The 14312-nt window shown below is 70.0% G+C and carries 10 protein-coding genes; 7 read left to right on the top strand and 3 right to left on the bottom strand.

The window, feature by feature from the left end:
* Positions 1 to 308 precede the first annotated feature (308 nt).
* Positions 309 to 1079: a hypothetical protein gene (locus WMF26_RS29675; protein ID WP_437995437.1), complete on the bottom strand. Its 771-nt coding sequence runs from the start codon at positions 1077 to 1079 to the stop codon at positions 309 to 311.
* Positions 1080 to 1738: 659 nt separating this feature from the next.
* Here WMF26_RS29675 and WMF26_RS29670 point away from each other — a divergent pair.
* Both WMF26_RS29670 and WMF26_RS29665 read left to right on the top strand, forming a co-directional pair.
* A complete protein-coding gene (locus tag WMF26_RS29670; RefSeq protein WP_437995436.1) occupies positions 1739 to 2389 on the top strand; it encodes a glutathione S-transferase N-terminal domain-containing protein in 651 nt (216 codons plus the stop codon).
* A 236-nt stretch (positions 2390 to 2625) separates the two neighbouring features.
* A complete protein-coding gene (locus WMF26_RS29665; protein ID WP_437995435.1) occupies positions 2626 to 5571 on the top strand; it encodes an NACHT domain-containing protein in 2946 nt (981 codons plus the stop codon).
* A gap of 86 nt (positions 5572 to 5657) precedes the next feature.
* Here the strand turns inward: WMF26_RS29665 and WMF26_RS29660 are convergent, their stop codons facing one another.
* Positions 5658 to 6665, bottom strand: a complete 1008-nt coding sequence (locus WMF26_RS29660) for an aldo/keto reductase (RefSeq protein ID WP_437995434.1) — start codon at positions 6663 to 6665, stop codon at positions 5658 to 5660.
* A 57-nt stretch (positions 6666 to 6722) separates the two neighbouring features.
* Here WMF26_RS29660 and WMF26_RS29655 point away from each other — a divergent pair, with 57 nt between their 5' ends.
* Entirely contained in the window at positions 6723 to 7634 is a 912-nt protein-coding gene (locus WMF26_RS29655) for a LysR family transcriptional regulator (protein ID WP_437995433.1), read from the top strand.
* A 46-nt stretch (positions 7635 to 7680) separates the two neighbouring features.
* On the opposite strand, the gene WMF26_RS29650 is transcribed toward WMF26_RS29655, so the two are convergent.
* Positions 7681 to 8568 carry an SDR family oxidoreductase gene (locus WMF26_RS29650; protein WP_437995432.1) on the bottom strand — a complete coding sequence of 296 codons (888 nt, stop codon included), beginning with the start codon at positions 8566 to 8568 and terminating at the stop codon, positions 7681 to 7683.
* 109 nt (positions 8569 to 8677) lie between these two features.
* Here WMF26_RS29650 and WMF26_RS29645 point away from each other — a divergent pair, with 109 nt between their 5' ends.
* The 4 genes from WMF26_RS29645 (at position 8678) to WMF26_RS29630 (ending at position 14221) form a co-directional block, all read left to right on the top strand.
* Entirely contained in the window at positions 8678 to 9586 is a 909-nt protein-coding gene (locus WMF26_RS29645; RefSeq protein WP_437995431.1) for an AraC family transcriptional regulator N-terminal domain-containing protein, read from the top strand.
* 318 nt (positions 9587 to 9904) lie between these two features.
* Positions 9905 to 10219, top strand: coding sequence for a hypothetical protein (locus WMF26_RS29640; protein ID WP_437995430.1), 315 nt, complete (start codon positions 9905 to 9907; stop codon positions 10217 to 10219).
* Between the two features lie 130 nt (positions 10220 to 10349).
* Entirely contained in the window at positions 10350 to 12260 is a 1911-nt protein-coding gene (locus WMF26_RS29635; RefSeq protein ID WP_437995429.1) for an aldo/keto reductase, read from the top strand.
* A 662-nt stretch (positions 12261 to 12922) separates the two neighbouring features.
* Positions 12923 to 14221 carry a hypothetical protein gene (locus WMF26_RS29630; RefSeq protein WP_437995428.1) on the top strand — a complete coding sequence of 433 codons (1299 nt, stop codon included), beginning with the start codon at positions 12923 to 12925 and terminating at the stop codon, positions 14219 to 14221.
* The last annotated feature ends 91 nt before the right edge of the window (positions 14222 to 14312 follow it).

Genomic DNA, 14312 nt, shown 5'->3' with positions numbered 1-14312 from the left:
GTCGCGGCGTCGCGGCGTTGCGGGGGAGCGCCCGCGCGCGGCGTCGCCGGCAGAGGGCTCCGTCCGCCTCCATCTCCGCGGGGGCGTCTCCGACCGCGGCAGCGCACATCAGCCGCGGCCGTGGCCTCGCCGCGCGCGCGTCCGTCGGCGATAAGGCGCGCGGCAGGGGGGCGCGGCGGAAATCGGCGCGATGGGCCGACCGTCGGCCTTGGACGGGGCGATCTGCGGAAGGTGGGGAGGGCGTTCTCGGTCGATGCGCGCGCCGCCGGCGGGGGGGGCGGCGCGAAGTCCGCGGGGGCGGACGATGCTCAGCGGTCGGGGGCGCCGGCGCAGATCCAGTCGTTGATCGTCTTGATCTCGGCGTCGGGCAGCGGCGTGCCTAGGGGCATCCTGAACTCGTCAGGGTCGCACAGATCGACCCCCTTCAGCTTGTTCATGAGATAGCTGCTGCTCGGTATGAGCGGCACGACGAGCGCCTTTTCGCTGGAGCACGAGCCGGCGTCCTGATTGACCATCGCGGAGACCGCCGCGGCCGTGCGCAGATCGAGCCCGCCGGCCGGCGAGCTGGCGTTGCCGTGGCAGTACTGGTTCGAGCAGCTCCGCTCCAGGATGGGCGCCACATCGGCGAAGGTCGCGGTGTCCGGGCCGCAGGCGGGATCCAGCGGAGGCGCGCCGCCCGCGCCCGCGGTGGTGGCGCCGCCGCCCGCGCCGCCCGAGCCCGCGGCGGTCGTGGTGCTGCCGCCCGCGCCGCCGGAGCCCGCGGTGGTGGAGGCGCCGCCCTCTCCGCCGGCGCCGGCGGTGGTGGCGTCGCCACCCGCGCCCGTGGTGGCGGCGTCGCCGCCCGCGCCGCCGGTGGTGGCGTCGCCGCCCGCGCCGCCGGAGCCCGCGGTGGCGCTGCCGCCGCCCTGGCTCGAGCTGCTGGCGCTGTCGGTCGTGCTGGCGGCGTCGCCGTCGTCCGAGCCGTCGCCGCCGCCGATGCCCCAATCCTCTGGATCGATGTTGAGGCCGTTGCAGGCCGTCGCCGAGAGGCCGATGGCCAGGCACAAGACCAGTCGAAGCGGAGTGTTATAGTAAAGCAAGGTAACCTCTTCATGGTGATGGCCGCGCGACGTTCGCCGCTCGACCGATTCATGAAAAGATTAGAAAGCACGCGAGCGCGCGCGACGCAATGCGCGATGCTGGATGAGGGGCTCGTTTATGTGACGACAATACTGCAATGCAATCGCGCCGCTGGACATCGATGGCTGTCGCGAGCGCCTGCTGTTGTGCGCACACAGGGGGTGTTGTCGTTTATCTGGAGAGCTTTCCGCAGGAAGATGGGTGTTGAAAATATCTATCGAGTCGCGCTGCGTGTCCCGGATTCATGTGCTGTCGACGGGCGGAGCCCGCAGGCGGGGATGGGACAGCCGGCCGGGAGGACGCCGGAAAAATCTTCTGCTCTCCCGGCGTCCTCGGCGTCTTGGCGGTTTTTTTTCCGGAGGGACGCACTCGGGCGCGGTCCAGGGCCAGCCCATGTCGGGTGCGCCTCGTCCGCCCGCCGTCGCGAGCGGCCGATCTCGATCCGTGAGCGATTCTCGATTCAGCGCTGCTTTCTCGCGAGAGGGGACTGAAGGAAGATCCTCTGTCCGGCCGACGTGTGCAGCGTGGCTGTACGACGGGATGGACCTGCCGCCCCTGCCGCCGCAGCAACCCCGCAGCCGTCTGGCCCTCGCGGCGGCGCTCGTGGTACGTCGTTCGGGTGACCGAGCCCACACCCGATCCTGGCAGCATCCCCACGCTCGTCGGCCGTTCGAGCTCCCATTTCACGCGTGTCACGCGCCTCTTCGCCGCGGAGCTCGGGGTCGCTTGCGCCTTCGAGGTCGTCCCCGATCTGCGCTCCGTGGACGCCGCGGATTACGCGGGCAACCCGGCGCTGCGCATGCCGATCCTGCGGACGGGGGCGACCACGTGGCTCGGCTCGCTCAACATCTGCCGCGAGCTCGCCCGCCGGGCGCCCGCGCCGCGACGCGTGGTCTGGCCCGAGCACCTCACCGAGGCGCTGACCGCGAACGCGCAGGAGCTCGTCGTGCAGGCGATGGCGACCGAGGTCACGCTGATCATGGGCCAGCTCGCGGGGACGCCGAAGGAGGACGCGCAGCTCGTGAAGCTGCAAAAGAGCCTGCTCAACATGCTCGCCTGGCTCGACGACAACATCGAGGCGGTGCGCGCCGCGCTGCCCCCGGATCGCGACGTCAGCTACCTGGAGGCCTGCGCGTTCTGCCTCGTCACGCACCTCGAGTTCCGGAAGCTGCTGCCCACGAGCGGCTATCGCGCCCTGTCGGCCTTCTGCGACGACTTCGGCCAGCGCGCGTCGGCGCAGGCGACCGCGTACCGCTTTGACGCGCCGTGAGCCCGGCGGGCGCCGGCGAGACCCGCCGCTGGTTCGGCGTGTCAGAGATCCCGACGGCTTCCGATGGATCCCGACGGTGAGGCGCCGCAAATTCGTCCTTGGGCGGATCGACCAGCCGCGCGGTTGGTCCCCGGTTTGACGGAACCACCTCCACAGGTTGAGATATCCTGCCCCTGTTCATGACGGTGCCCTCTTTGACGCCGCCCTCCTTGCCCGATCCATCTGGATCGAGCGCGATGGCACCAAAGCAACCCGATCCTGCGCTGGCCCCCAGCGCCACGCCGAACAAGGCAGCGCTGAGCTTGCTGCTCAGCCAACTCCCGGTGATCGGCGGAGGCATCACGGCGGTGCTCCACAGCCCGCTGGCAACGTGGGCCAAGGAGCACCCGGGCACGACGACGTTGCTGGTCCTCGCGTACGAGGCGTCGCTGATGGTCGGCGGCGTCCTCAAGAAGGTGTGGAGCAACCTCGAGCCGGAGGTCGTCACGGGGCTGACCGACGGCTCACGGCACCTCGCCGGCGCCGCCCAGGCGAGCCTGCTCAACCTCGTCAGCAGCTACCGGCGCCGCTACCTCCGGCGGCTCCTCCTCGATCACCGGAGCTTCAACGTCCGGGGCCTGCGCACCCAGGGCGCCTTCACCATTCACCTCGATCAGGTCTTCGTCGAGGTCCGCATCACGCCGAACAGCGCGCAGCAGGTCAGCTTGAGCCCCCTCGGCGGAAAGGAGCTCTCGGGGAACCGCACCATCTGGGACTTTTTGAGCCGCACCGCCCAAGGAGAAGCGGAGGCCCTCGCCCTCCTCGGCCCCCCCGGCAGCGGTAAGACGACGCTCCTCCAGCATGTTGCTCTGACCCTGGCCGCCCATCGCAAACGCCCTCACCGGCTCCGCGCCTTGCTCCCGATCTTTCTTTCGTTGCGTGAGCATACGGCGGCGTTCGTCGCCGCGTCGCCGCCGTCGCTGGGCGACCTCGCGCAGGCGTACTTCGCGAAGAAGCTCGGCGAGCCGCCGCCTCCGCGCTGGTTCGAGCGACAGCTTCAGGCTGGAGCGTGCGTCGTGCTGTTCGATGGCCTCGACGAGGTGGCGGACGACGAGGCCCGCGCCCGCGTCTCGTCCTGGGTGGACCAGCAGATCGCGGCCTATCCGCGATCGCCCTTCGTGCTCACCTCGCGCCCGAGGGGCTACGCGACCGCTCCCCTTGCGCGGGCGCACATTCTCGAGATCTTGCCCTTCGGGGCAGAGCAGGTCGGGCACTTCGTCCGCAACTGGTATCTGGCGAACGAGATCCTGCGCGCCGGTGGGCACGTGGACGACGGCGTGCGCCTCACCGCCGAGAACCACGCCACCGAGCTCCTGCATCGACTGCACTCGCGCCCGGCGCTCGGCGAGCTCACCCGCAATCCCCTCCTGCTCACGATGCTCGCCACGGTGCACAGCCAGCGAAACGCCTTGCCTGGAGGCCGCGTGGAGCTCTACGGCGAGATCTGCGATGTCTTGCTCGGGTACTGGCAGAGGGCCAAAGGGCTCGCGCAGCCGCTCAGCGTCGGGAAGATCAGGGAGGTGCTCGAGCCGCTTGCCTATCGCATGATGCGGGAAGGCGTGCGAGAGATGCGTACGGCCGAGGTGCTGGCCGCGATCCAGGAACATCTGGCCGAGGTCGGGCTCACCGGCAACGCGGTAGCGACGTTCTTGCCTACGCTCCAGGCCTCGAGCGGATTGTTCGTCGAGCGCGAGCGCGACACATGGGGCTTCGCCCACCTCAGCTTCCAGGAGTACCTTGCCTCCACGTACCTCCGGAAGCATGGACGGGACGTCGACTGGCCTGCCTTGATCCAGAACAGCTGGTGGCACGAGGCGCTCTGCCTCTATGCGGCGCAGGGCGATGCTTCCGCCTTGATTCAGGCGAGCCTCGCGCTGGACACCGTGCCCGCGCTCGCGCTCGCGAGCGAATGCCTGGGGGAAGCGCAGCGCCTTGAACCGACGTTGCGCCTCGAGGTGGAGCAACGCCTGGTGGCCGATCTGGAGTCGAAGGACGATCTGCGACGGCGCCTCGCCATGGAGGTGCGCCTGGCGTGTCGCCTGCGTACTTTCCAGAGGATCGACGACACCCGCGAGATCGATCCCGGTTACATGACCTGCGCGGAGTACCAGCTCTACATCGATGATAGACGCCGGGAAAGAGTCTTTACGCAACCAGATCACTGGAGCTCGGAGTCGTTTCCACGGGGGCGCGCACAGGCGCCTGTCGCGGGCGTCCACCTGGAGGATGCTCGTGCGTTTGCCGGGTGGCTCACGGCACGTCATGGGGGCGATGTGATATACCGTCTGCCCACCGCGCAAGAGGCGTCTCAGCACCCTGCCAGCAGCACTGAGCCGATGGCTGCCTGGTGCGCCAGCGATGGCGCGATCGGCTTGATCGGGCTCACCGGTGCCCAAGAAGATTCATTGCAGCAGCGAATGCAGGACCTCTCCGGGCTGCTGCTTCGTCCGTCAGTCGCTCGCATGCCTGAGCTCTCGCGCGCCCTGGCCCTCGCGCGTGACGGCAAGATCGCCGCACAATCGAATGTTGCGCTCATCCAAGCCCTGAGCCGCGACAACGACGTCGAATGGGCCAAAGCCGCCAAGCGGATCGGGGACTCCATCGAGGTCGGGATCCGCAACCCGGACCGCGCAGGCGACCGCATCGTCAAGGCCAGCTTCGCGTTCGACCTCAACGGCGCCGTTGCCCGCGCCCTCGCCCTCGGCCGCGATCTCGCCCTCGACCGCAACGTCGTCCGCGCCGTCAAGGTCGAGCCGAACGACATATCGGATTTGATCAAGGCTATCCTGGCAGACGAATTCAGTGGACCGGTGCTCGCGCTGCTGCGCGACCTGCACGATTTGCTCACGCTCCGCGCTTCGCTGGCGCGCCGTCGAGCGTGCTGCCGGTATCTCGCCCATCTTGTGGAATACTTGCATCGCAAGCGATTGGGGCCGCTCCCGCGCGAGCAACACACCGATGGAGGAGCTCACCCTTCGCACGAGCGAAGAGCGTCCCATTCCGCGCCGACGGATGCCCCCTCGGACGATGCCGGCAACGCTCTCCTGATGGTCCACTGGTGGGCCCACCTCACCCTGGCTCGCATCGACGGCATCGTGCCCGCCTGGGAAGGCATCCGGCTCGTCCGTGAGCGCCGGGCGTAGCGGCGAGGAGCTCTCAGATATGCCAGAACGCCTTGGCGCGTCATGGCGACGTCATTCGAGGAATGGACCGCCAAGGACGCCGAGAGTCACTTCTCGCTGTCGAGCATCGCCATCATCGGCGCGGGGTAGCGGGTGCCGGCGATCTCCTCCGCGGGGACGGCGGCCTCGAGCTCGGCGACGTCGGCGGGCGAGAGCGCGATCTCGAGGCCGGCGAGGGCATCGTCGAGCTGCTTCCGCGTGCGCGCGCCCATCGTCGGGATGATCGTGACGCCCTGCGCGGCCCCCTTGGCGCGGACCCAGGCGACCGCGAGCTGCGCGGGGGTGACGCCGCGCCTCTCTGCGAGCCGGACGAAGGCGTCGACGAGGGCCTGGTTCTTCCGGCCGTTCTCGCCCGAGAAGCGCGGCAAGTGGGCCCGCATGTCGCCCGCGCCGGCCGGCTTGCTCCCGGCCAGCAGGCCGCGCGAGAGCACGCCGTACGCGGTGACCGCGACGCCGAGCTCGGCGAGCGCGGGGAAGATCGTCGCCTCGGGGCCGCGGCTCACGATCGCATACTCGATCTGGAGGTCCACGATCGGGTGCACCTTCGCGGCGCGGCGGATCGTCTCCACACCCACCTCGGAGAGGGCGATGTGGCGGACATACCCCGCCTTCACCATGTCGGCGATGGCGCCGATCGTGTCCTCGATCGGCACCGCAGGGTCCAGGCGCGCGGGCCGGTAGACGTCGATGTAGTCGACGCCGAGGCGCGACAGGCTATGGGCGAGGAAGCTCTTCGTCGCGACCGGACGGGTGTCGAAGCCGATGAAGGCGCCGTCGGGCGCGCGCAGGCCGCCGTACTTCACGCTGAGCACGACCTTGTCGCGCCGGTCCTTGATCGCCCGGCCGACGAGTATCTCGTTCTTGCCCATGCCGTAGAAGTCGCCGGTGTCGAGGACGTTCACGCCCCGATCGAGCGCCGCGTGGATGGTCGCGATGCTCTCCGCCTCGTCGCTCGCGCCGTACGGGCTGCCGCCGGCCATGCTCATGCAGCCGAGGGCGAGGGGGAAGACGGAGGGGCCAGTTTTGCCGAGCTTGGTGGTGTTCGTCGTTGTCATGCAGTTACCCTAGGGGCTCGCGTTTCATTGCTCCAATGAATAGTATGTATTCTTGACATGCCTGATATTTATGGAAAGGACCTCGACCTGAACCTGCTCCGCGTCTTCGCCGTCGTCGCCGAGGCGGGCAGCGTCACGGAGGCGGCGAGCCGGCTGTACCTGACGCAGCCGGCGGTGAGCGCCGCGCTCCGGCGCCTGACCGGGACGGTCGGCGCGCCGCTCTTCGTGCGGAGCGGGCGCGGGCTCGCGCTGACGAGCCGCGGCGAACGGCTGCGCGCGGCGCTGAAGCCGCACCTCGGCGCCCTGATCGAGGCCGCGCTCGCGCCGCCGAGCTTCGACCCGAAGACGTGCGAGCGCACCCTCCGCCTCGGGCTCTCCGACACGGCCGAGGTGTGGCTGCTCCCGCCGCTCTTGCGCGCGCTCGAGCGCGAGGCGCCGCGCATGCGCGTCATCGCCGTGCCCGTGCAGTTCCGCACCGTGGGCGCGGCGCTCGCGGGCGGCGTCGACGCGGCGATCACGGTCGCCGACGATCTGCCCTCGAACGTCCGCCGGAAGCGGCTCTTGAAGACCGGCTTCACCTGCCTCTACGACCCGCGTCACGCGCGCCTGCGCAAGCTGACCGAGGCCGAGTACTTCGCGCACGAGCACGTCATCGTCTCGTACAACGGGGACCTGCGCGGCTTCGTGGAGGACGCGTTCGGCAAGACGCGAAAGATCCGGTGTTCCGTCGCGACCTTCTCCAACCTGGGCGCGCTGATCGACGGCACCGCGATGCTGGCGACCGTGCCCGAGATCGTCGCCGCCGACATCCGCGCCGTCAGGCCGCACCTCCGGACCAAGCCCCTGCCGTTCGAGATCCAGCCCGGGTACATGGAGCTGCTCTGGCCCGCCGCCACCGACGACGACGATGCGTGCAGGTTCGCGCGGGAGAAGATCGTCCAGATCGCGCGGCCGCTGAGCAAGGGCTGACCGGCCTGCCGGCCCTCTCGACCCCGGGCCCTAGCCATGAGCTCACCTATGCGCGCGCGAAGTAGGTGCCGTGCTCCAGGTCGGCGAGCAGGCCCGTCTGCTCGGGCTTCCAGCCGAGCCGCGCCTGCGTGAGCGCGCTCGTCGCGGGGGTGTCGAGCGCGAAGAACCCGCCGAGCCAGCCGAAGTGCTCTTTGGGGGCTGACTCGACCGGCAGGCCGAGCTTGCGGCCGATCACGCCGGCGATGTCGCGGGTCGGGATCCCCTCGTCGCCGACCGCGTGGAGCCGCGCGCCGGCCGGCGCCTGCTCGAGCGCGAGGACGAACAGCCGCGCGGCGTCGAGCCGATGCACCGCGGGCCACCGGTTCTCGCCGTCACCGACGTACCCGGAGCGCCCGGCCTTGCGCGCGATCTCGATCAGCATCGGGACGAACCCGTGGTCGCCATCCCCGTGGACCGATGGCGGCAGCCGCAGCGAGGACACCCGCACACCGCGGCTCGCGAACGAGAGGGCGAGCCGCTCGGAGGCGGCCCGCAGGCCGCCGGTCGACTCGTCGGGCGTCTCGTCCTCGGTGACGACGCGGCCCGGCGTGAGGCGCGCAATGCCGCTGGCGATGACGAGCGGGCGATCGGAGCCCGCGAGCGCGCCGCCGAGCGCCTCGATGGCGCCGCGGTCCTTCGCGCAGTTGTTGGCGTAATCGTTGAAGTCGTCGTGGGAGAACGCGCAGTGGATCACCCCGTCGCAGGCGGCGGCGCCGCGGCGCAGGCCATCGAGGTCCGTGAGATCGCCGCGGTGCACGTCGACGCCGGCGCCGGCGAGCTTCTCGGCGGACGCGTCCGAGCGCGCGAGGCCGAGCACGCGGTGGCCGGAGCGGACGAGCTCGGGGACGATGGCAGAGCCGATGAAGCCGCTGGCTCCCGTGAGGAAGACACGCATGAGAGACCTCCTTGGTTCGAGATCCACCATGGCACCTGCGCGGCGCGCGCGAAATACACGGCCGTCTCCAGTTCTTGCCCGATCGTCTACGCGGGGCTAGGCTGCCCTGGTGATCGCCGCGCGCGAACAGCTGAAGGACCTCATCGCACGGTGGTGCCCCGACGACGGCGTGCACGCCTCGCCGGTGCCCGGAATTTATTGCATCAAAGTCTCGCGCCCGCAGCAGCGCGCGAAGCGGCACTGGCGCGCGTCGATCTGCATCGTCCCGCAGGGCACGAAGGAGATCCTGCTGGAGGGGCAGGTCTATCGCGAGCGCGAGCCGCACTACATCGTCAGCCCGATCGACCTGCCGGTGACGAGCCGGGTCGTGGGCGCGTCGTCGGCGCAGCCGCTTCTGTGCCTGAAGCTGGACTTCGATGCGGTCGCGCTGCGCGAGGTCGCGGCGCAGCTCGACCGCGCGCGGCCGGACGATCTCGATCGCCCGGGGCGCGCGATGTTCATCGGCAAGGCGAGCGACCGTATGCTCGACGCCGCGGTCCGGCTGGGCGCGCTGCTCGCGACGCCCGACGACGCGACCGTGCTCGCGCCGCTCGTGACCAGGGAGCTGATGTTCCACCTGCTGAAAGGCGCCGACGGCCCGGCGATCCGCCAAGTCGTGCGCGCGGGCAGCCAGGCGCACCGCATCGCCGAGGCGGTCCATCGCCTGCAGTCGTCGCTCGACGAGGACGTCGATATCGCCGCGCTCGCGCGCGCCGCGGGGATGAGCCGGGCGGCGTTCTTCAAGCGGTTCAAGGAGGCCACCGCGATGAGCCCGCTGCAGTACCAGAAGCGCCTGCGCCTGCTCGAGGCGCGCCGCCTGATGGTCGAAGAGGGCATGGGCGCCGAGGTCTCGGCCTACCGCGTCGGCTACACGAGCGCCTCGCAGTTCAGCCGCGAGTATTCGCGCATGTTCGGCAACGCGCCGCTGCGCGATAGCCGCGCGCTGAAGCAGGCGTCCGCGGTCGTTCAGGACATGTAGTCCGACCTCCTCGCCCGGCATTCGGGCGTGGCCGCGAAGCCGCGTCGCGCGCTTGTGATCGCGCGTCCTGGTCGGTACGCTGCGGCGATGCGTCTCCGCGCTTGCCTTCTCGTTGCCGCGCTCGCCGGGTGCGGCGGATCCGTGACCACCGTCCCGGAGCCTGGCAGCTCCGAGGGCTCCGGGGGCAGCGATGGCTCGGGCAGCAGCTCGAGCAGCGCGGGCGCTGCCCAAGACGCTGGGCCCGGCGACGCAGGGCCCAGCCGGATAGTTCCACCCGGCCAGACCTTCTCGCAGACGAGATGCGGAGGGGGCGGGCTCGTGCTCTTCGTCGAGATCTGGCCGGACGCCGCCTCGGCCTGCGTGCCGTCATCCAACGTGAACACGGAGGACGTCCTCGTCCTGGGGATCGGGGATTGGGACGGTCAACCGGGCACCTTCGTCGTCGACGTCGAGACGCCTCGGGGCACCGCGCGCGCGAGGAGGGGGCTCGACGAGGTCGAGGGCGAGATCACGGTCGAGCCATTCGTCGGCACCCCCTCGGGCCTCTCGTGGGATCTCTCCGTCGGCTCCGGCAGCACGGACCTCGCCGCGTGCGGGCACTTCGAGGTCACCTCGTGCGATCCAGCCGGCTGAGGTCGGCCTCGCGGAACGAGAGATCGTGCGTCCTTGTCCCGGGCGGGGGTATCGCCCGCGCGCGCGAGCCCCTGCACTCTCGGCGCTGGCGCTTGCGTCGAGCCGCGGACCTGGTTACGTCGGCGCCTCCGTGACGCACGCCCCCTCGCCCTACGGTGTCCTAGGTCACCTCGACGTTCCCCTCGGCCTCGGCCTGCTCCGGCTGGCCACGGAGGGGCGCCCCTCGGAAGACGACGCGATCGCCGTCATCCACGTTGCCCTCGAGCAAGGCATACGCCTCCTCGACACCGCCGACTCCTATTGCCTCACCGACCGCGAGGTCCACTATGGAGAGCGCCTCGTCCGCAAGGCGCTCGACGCGTGGTCCGGCCCGCGCGACGACGTGCGCGTGATCACCAAGGCGGGTCTCACCCGACCCAAAGGGCGATGGGCCCCGAACGGCGGCCGCGACCACCTGCGCCGCACGGTCGAGGGCAGCCTGAAGGCGCTCGGCGTCTCGCGGATTTTCATGCTCCTCCTCCACGTGAGCGACCCCAGGACCCCGCTCGAAGAGAGCCTCGCCGCCCTCGCCGAGCTCCAGAGAGAGGGCCTCATCGAGCACCTCGGCCTCAGCAACACCTCCATCGCCGAGGTCCGCCAGGCCGAGCGGCATTTCCCGGTGCGGGCCATCCAGGAGGAGCTGAGCGTCCTCGATCGCGGCAGCGCCGCCCGAGGCCTCTTCGAGCTCGCCAGGCAAATGGGCATCCCGTTCCTCGCCCATCGGCCGCTCGGCGGTCACGCCAAGGTCGATAGCCTCCTCAAGAACCGCGCGATCAAGCCCATCGCCGCGCGGCACGGCATCACGCCCCAGGAGGCGGCCCTCGCGGCCCTGCTCGATCTCGGCCCGCCGGTCCTTCCCCTGTTCGGGGCGACAAAGCGGGAGAGCGTCGAGTCCTGCTTGCGCGCGCTCCGGGTCCCCTTTGACGCGCGCGATCGAGCCGACCTCTCGAAGACCAGCTTCGCGCCCACGGCCGATGTGCTGGCCTCGGTCGCGCCCCCCGTGGTCCCCGCCGGCCTGCGCAAGCTCGAGCCCGGAGAGGGCCCTGGCGACGCGCCCGAGGTGGTCGTGGTCATGGGGATCCAAGGGGCAGGCAAATCGTCGGAGGTCGCCCGCTACACGGCCAAGGGGTACGCGCGCCTGAACCGCGATGAGCTCGGCGGCACGCTCGACGGCGTGGTCAAGAAGCTCGGGGAGCTGCTCTCCTCGGGGCAGACGCGGGTGGTCCTCGACAATACGTACGGCACGCGCGCGTCGCGCTACGCGGTGCTCCGGATGGCGCACGCGCACGGCGTGCCCGTCCGGTGCCGGTACCTGGCCACGCCCATCCACGAGGCCTACGCGAACGTCGTCCTGCGCGTCCTCGAGCGCTACGGCAAGCTGCTCGGGCCGGAGGACATGGGAGCGCTCGGCAAAGAGGATCCCAACCTGCCGCCGCCGCAGGCGCTCTCGCGGTGGGCCGCGAATTTCGAGGCGCCGCACGCGGATGAGGGGTTCTCGGTGGTCGAGGAGATCGCGTTCGCCCGGCGCGTCGATCCGCTCTTCACGGGCAAGGGCCTGCTCCTCGACGTCGACGGCACGCTGCGAAGGACGAAGAGCGGCGAAATCTACCCGCGCGACCCCGACGACGTCGAGCTCCTGCCCGGTCGGCGCGCGGTCCTGGAGCGCTGGGTCAACGACGGATACACGCTCTTCTTCGTGTCGAACCAGAGCGGCATCTCGAAAGGATCGGTGACCGAAGCGGCGGTCCTGGCCGCGTTCTCGCGGACGATCGAGCTCCTCGGCCTGCCCGTGGCCGAGGTCGTGTACTGCCCGCACCCGGCGTTTCCGGTCGGCTGCTTCTGCCGCAAGCCCCTGCCGGGGCTCGGGGTAGCGCTGATCCAGCGCCACAAGCTCGCGCGAGAGCACCTGGTCATGGTCGGCGACATGGAAAGCGACCGGGAGTTCGCGCAAGCGCTCGGGGCGAAGTACATGACGGCCGAGGAGCTGTTCCCGGGCGCGTGAGCGCCCGCGAGGGAGAGCTGACGGGCGCCCGGCGCGCTCCCCGTGGTGGGCCCCGCGCGGACGCGCCGGGCGCCGGCCCCAGGCTCGCGAGCTTTGCGGCCTGGCGGCTCGCGGTCGTGTAGTCGCGCCCGGCGCGGTCCGAAAGCTCGACCACGCCGATCGGCCGGCCCGAAGCGCTCGATCCCCACCAGCAGCGCGGAGACGGCTCGTTCCAGGGAGATGCCCCGCCTCCGCGAGCAGCGCCCGATCGCGCTGCGGCTGCTTCATGAGCGCGCTCGGATCGACCACGGCTCCGTGGAGCTCGCGGAGCTTCTTTTGTGTGATGCGTGTATTTTGCACAAAATTCCTTGACGCTCCGGGCGGGGCGACTATATGCATAGTACACATATCTGAGACGCAGTCGCGCAAAACGCGGCTCCTTACCAAGCGCCCGGATCCTCCGCTCGTGAAGGATCCGGCTGCCCGGAGGTCTCATGCCTGCTTCAAGACGTTCGCGTTCCGTCGCCCGAGTCTCGCGGTCCGCCCTGACCCTCGCCCTCGCCCTGCCAGCCGCCGCCGCGTTCACCGGCTGCTCCGGGGGCGACGAACCCACGGAGCCCCAGGCTGCCGGGAGCACCCCCACGTTCCACAAAGACGTCGAGCCCATCCTGCAGAGGAGCTGCATGAGCTGCCACTCCGAGGGCAACATCGCGCCCTTCAGCCTTACCGCGTACGACGACGCCAAGGCTGTCGCGGCGCTCATGGTCCAGTCGACAAAGGCGGGCACGATGCCGCCCTTCGCCGTGCGCGACACGGACGAGTGCTCGACCCGTCACGCGTGGAAGGGCGACATCCGCCTCTCCGACGAGGAGATCAGCACGCTGGAGGCCTGGAGCAAGGCCGGCGCCCCCGAGGGCGATCCGAAGGACGCGCCCGCCTCGTTCGTGCCGAAGCGCCCCGAGCTGCCGGGCATGACCCTCGAGGTTCATCCGAACGAGCCCTACGTCACCTCCGGTGAGCAAGACGAGTTCCGCTGCTTCGTGATCGATCCCGGGCTCACCGAGGACCAGTACCTCAGTGGTGTACAGATGGTGCCCGGCAACCACAAGGTCGTTCACCATGGGATCATCTCCATCGATCCGGAGGGGACGTCCGCGAGCCAAGCCGGCCCCGACGGGAGCTTTCCGTGTGGCGCCGGCGACGTCCCGATGGGCTTGGACGTGGACATGGGATCGCTCCAGATGCTCACAGCCTGGGCTCCCGGCACCGACCCGGTCGATCTGCCCGAGGGGGTGGGTCAGCTGATCCCGAAGGGCTCGCTCATCGTGATGCAGATTCATTACCACCCCGCCGGCACGACGGCCGACCCGGACCTGACGCGCATCCAGCTCAGGCTCACCAAAGAGAAGCCGAAGTACGGCTTCCTGTACCACCTGATCGGCAACTTCGACGATCCGGTCAACGAGTTTGGCTTCGGGCTGCTCCCCGGGCCGAGCGACAAGGACGGCGTCGAGTTCCTGATCCCCGCGGACAGCAAGAGCCACGTGGAGACGGAGCAGCTCACGGTCCCGGCCCCGGACTCGCCCGGAGCGCAACAGATGCCGTTCCCGCCGGGCACGCGCATCTATGGCCAGTTCCTGCACATGCACTACCTGGGCTTCGACGAGAAGGTGACGGTCACGCGGGCGAACGGCTCACCCGATCAACCCGAGGAGGAGTGCCTGGCGCACGCCCCGAAGTGGGAGTTCGGCTGGCAGCGCTCGTACTCGTACGACGCGCCCATCGAGACGCTCCCGACCCTCGAGCCGGGCGATGTGCTCCAGATCCGGTGCACGTACAATAACTCGACGGAGAACCCGTACGTGGTCAAGGCGCTCAAGGAGGCGAATATGGTCTCGACGATCGACGTGACCTACGGCGAGGGGAGCACGTTCGACGAGATGTGCGTCGCCGGGCTCTCGCTCGTGTACCCGATGCCCTGACGGGAGCGGAGGCGGGAGAGGGATATCGATCCCTGGTGAACCGACGCGGGGTTGGGCTGCACACGTGCGGAGCCCCCGTGCGCTCCCGGGC

The sequence above is a fragment of the Sorangium sp. So ce185 genome, assembly GCF_051526825.1.
Classification (GTDB): Bacteria; Myxococcota_A; Polyangia; order Polyangiales; family Polyangiaceae; genus Sorangium; species Sorangium cellulosum_D.
Note: the sequence above shows the minus strand (reverse complement) of the source record. Positions and strands in the feature narration are given on the sequence as shown.

Coding starts and splice junctions, on each gene's coding strand:
- WMF26_RS29665 (WP_437995435.1), top strand. CDS start 2,626: ATGGCACCAAAGCAACCCGATCCTGCGCTGGCCCCCAGCGCCACGCCG.
- WMF26_RS29660 (WP_437995434.1), bottom strand. CDS start 6,665: ATGACAACGACGAACACCACCAAGCTCGGCAAAACTGGCCCCTCCGTC.
- WMF26_RS29655 (WP_437995433.1), top strand. CDS start 6,723: ATGCCTGATATTTATGGAAAGGACCTCGACCTGAACCTGCTCCGCGTC.
- WMF26_RS29650 (WP_437995432.1), bottom strand. CDS start 8,568: ATGCGTGTCTTCCTCACGGGAGCCAGCGGCTTCATCGGCTCTGCCATC.
- WMF26_RS29630 (WP_437995428.1), top strand. CDS start 12,923: ATGAGCTGCCACTCCGAGGGCAACATCGCGCCCTTCAGCCTTACCGCG.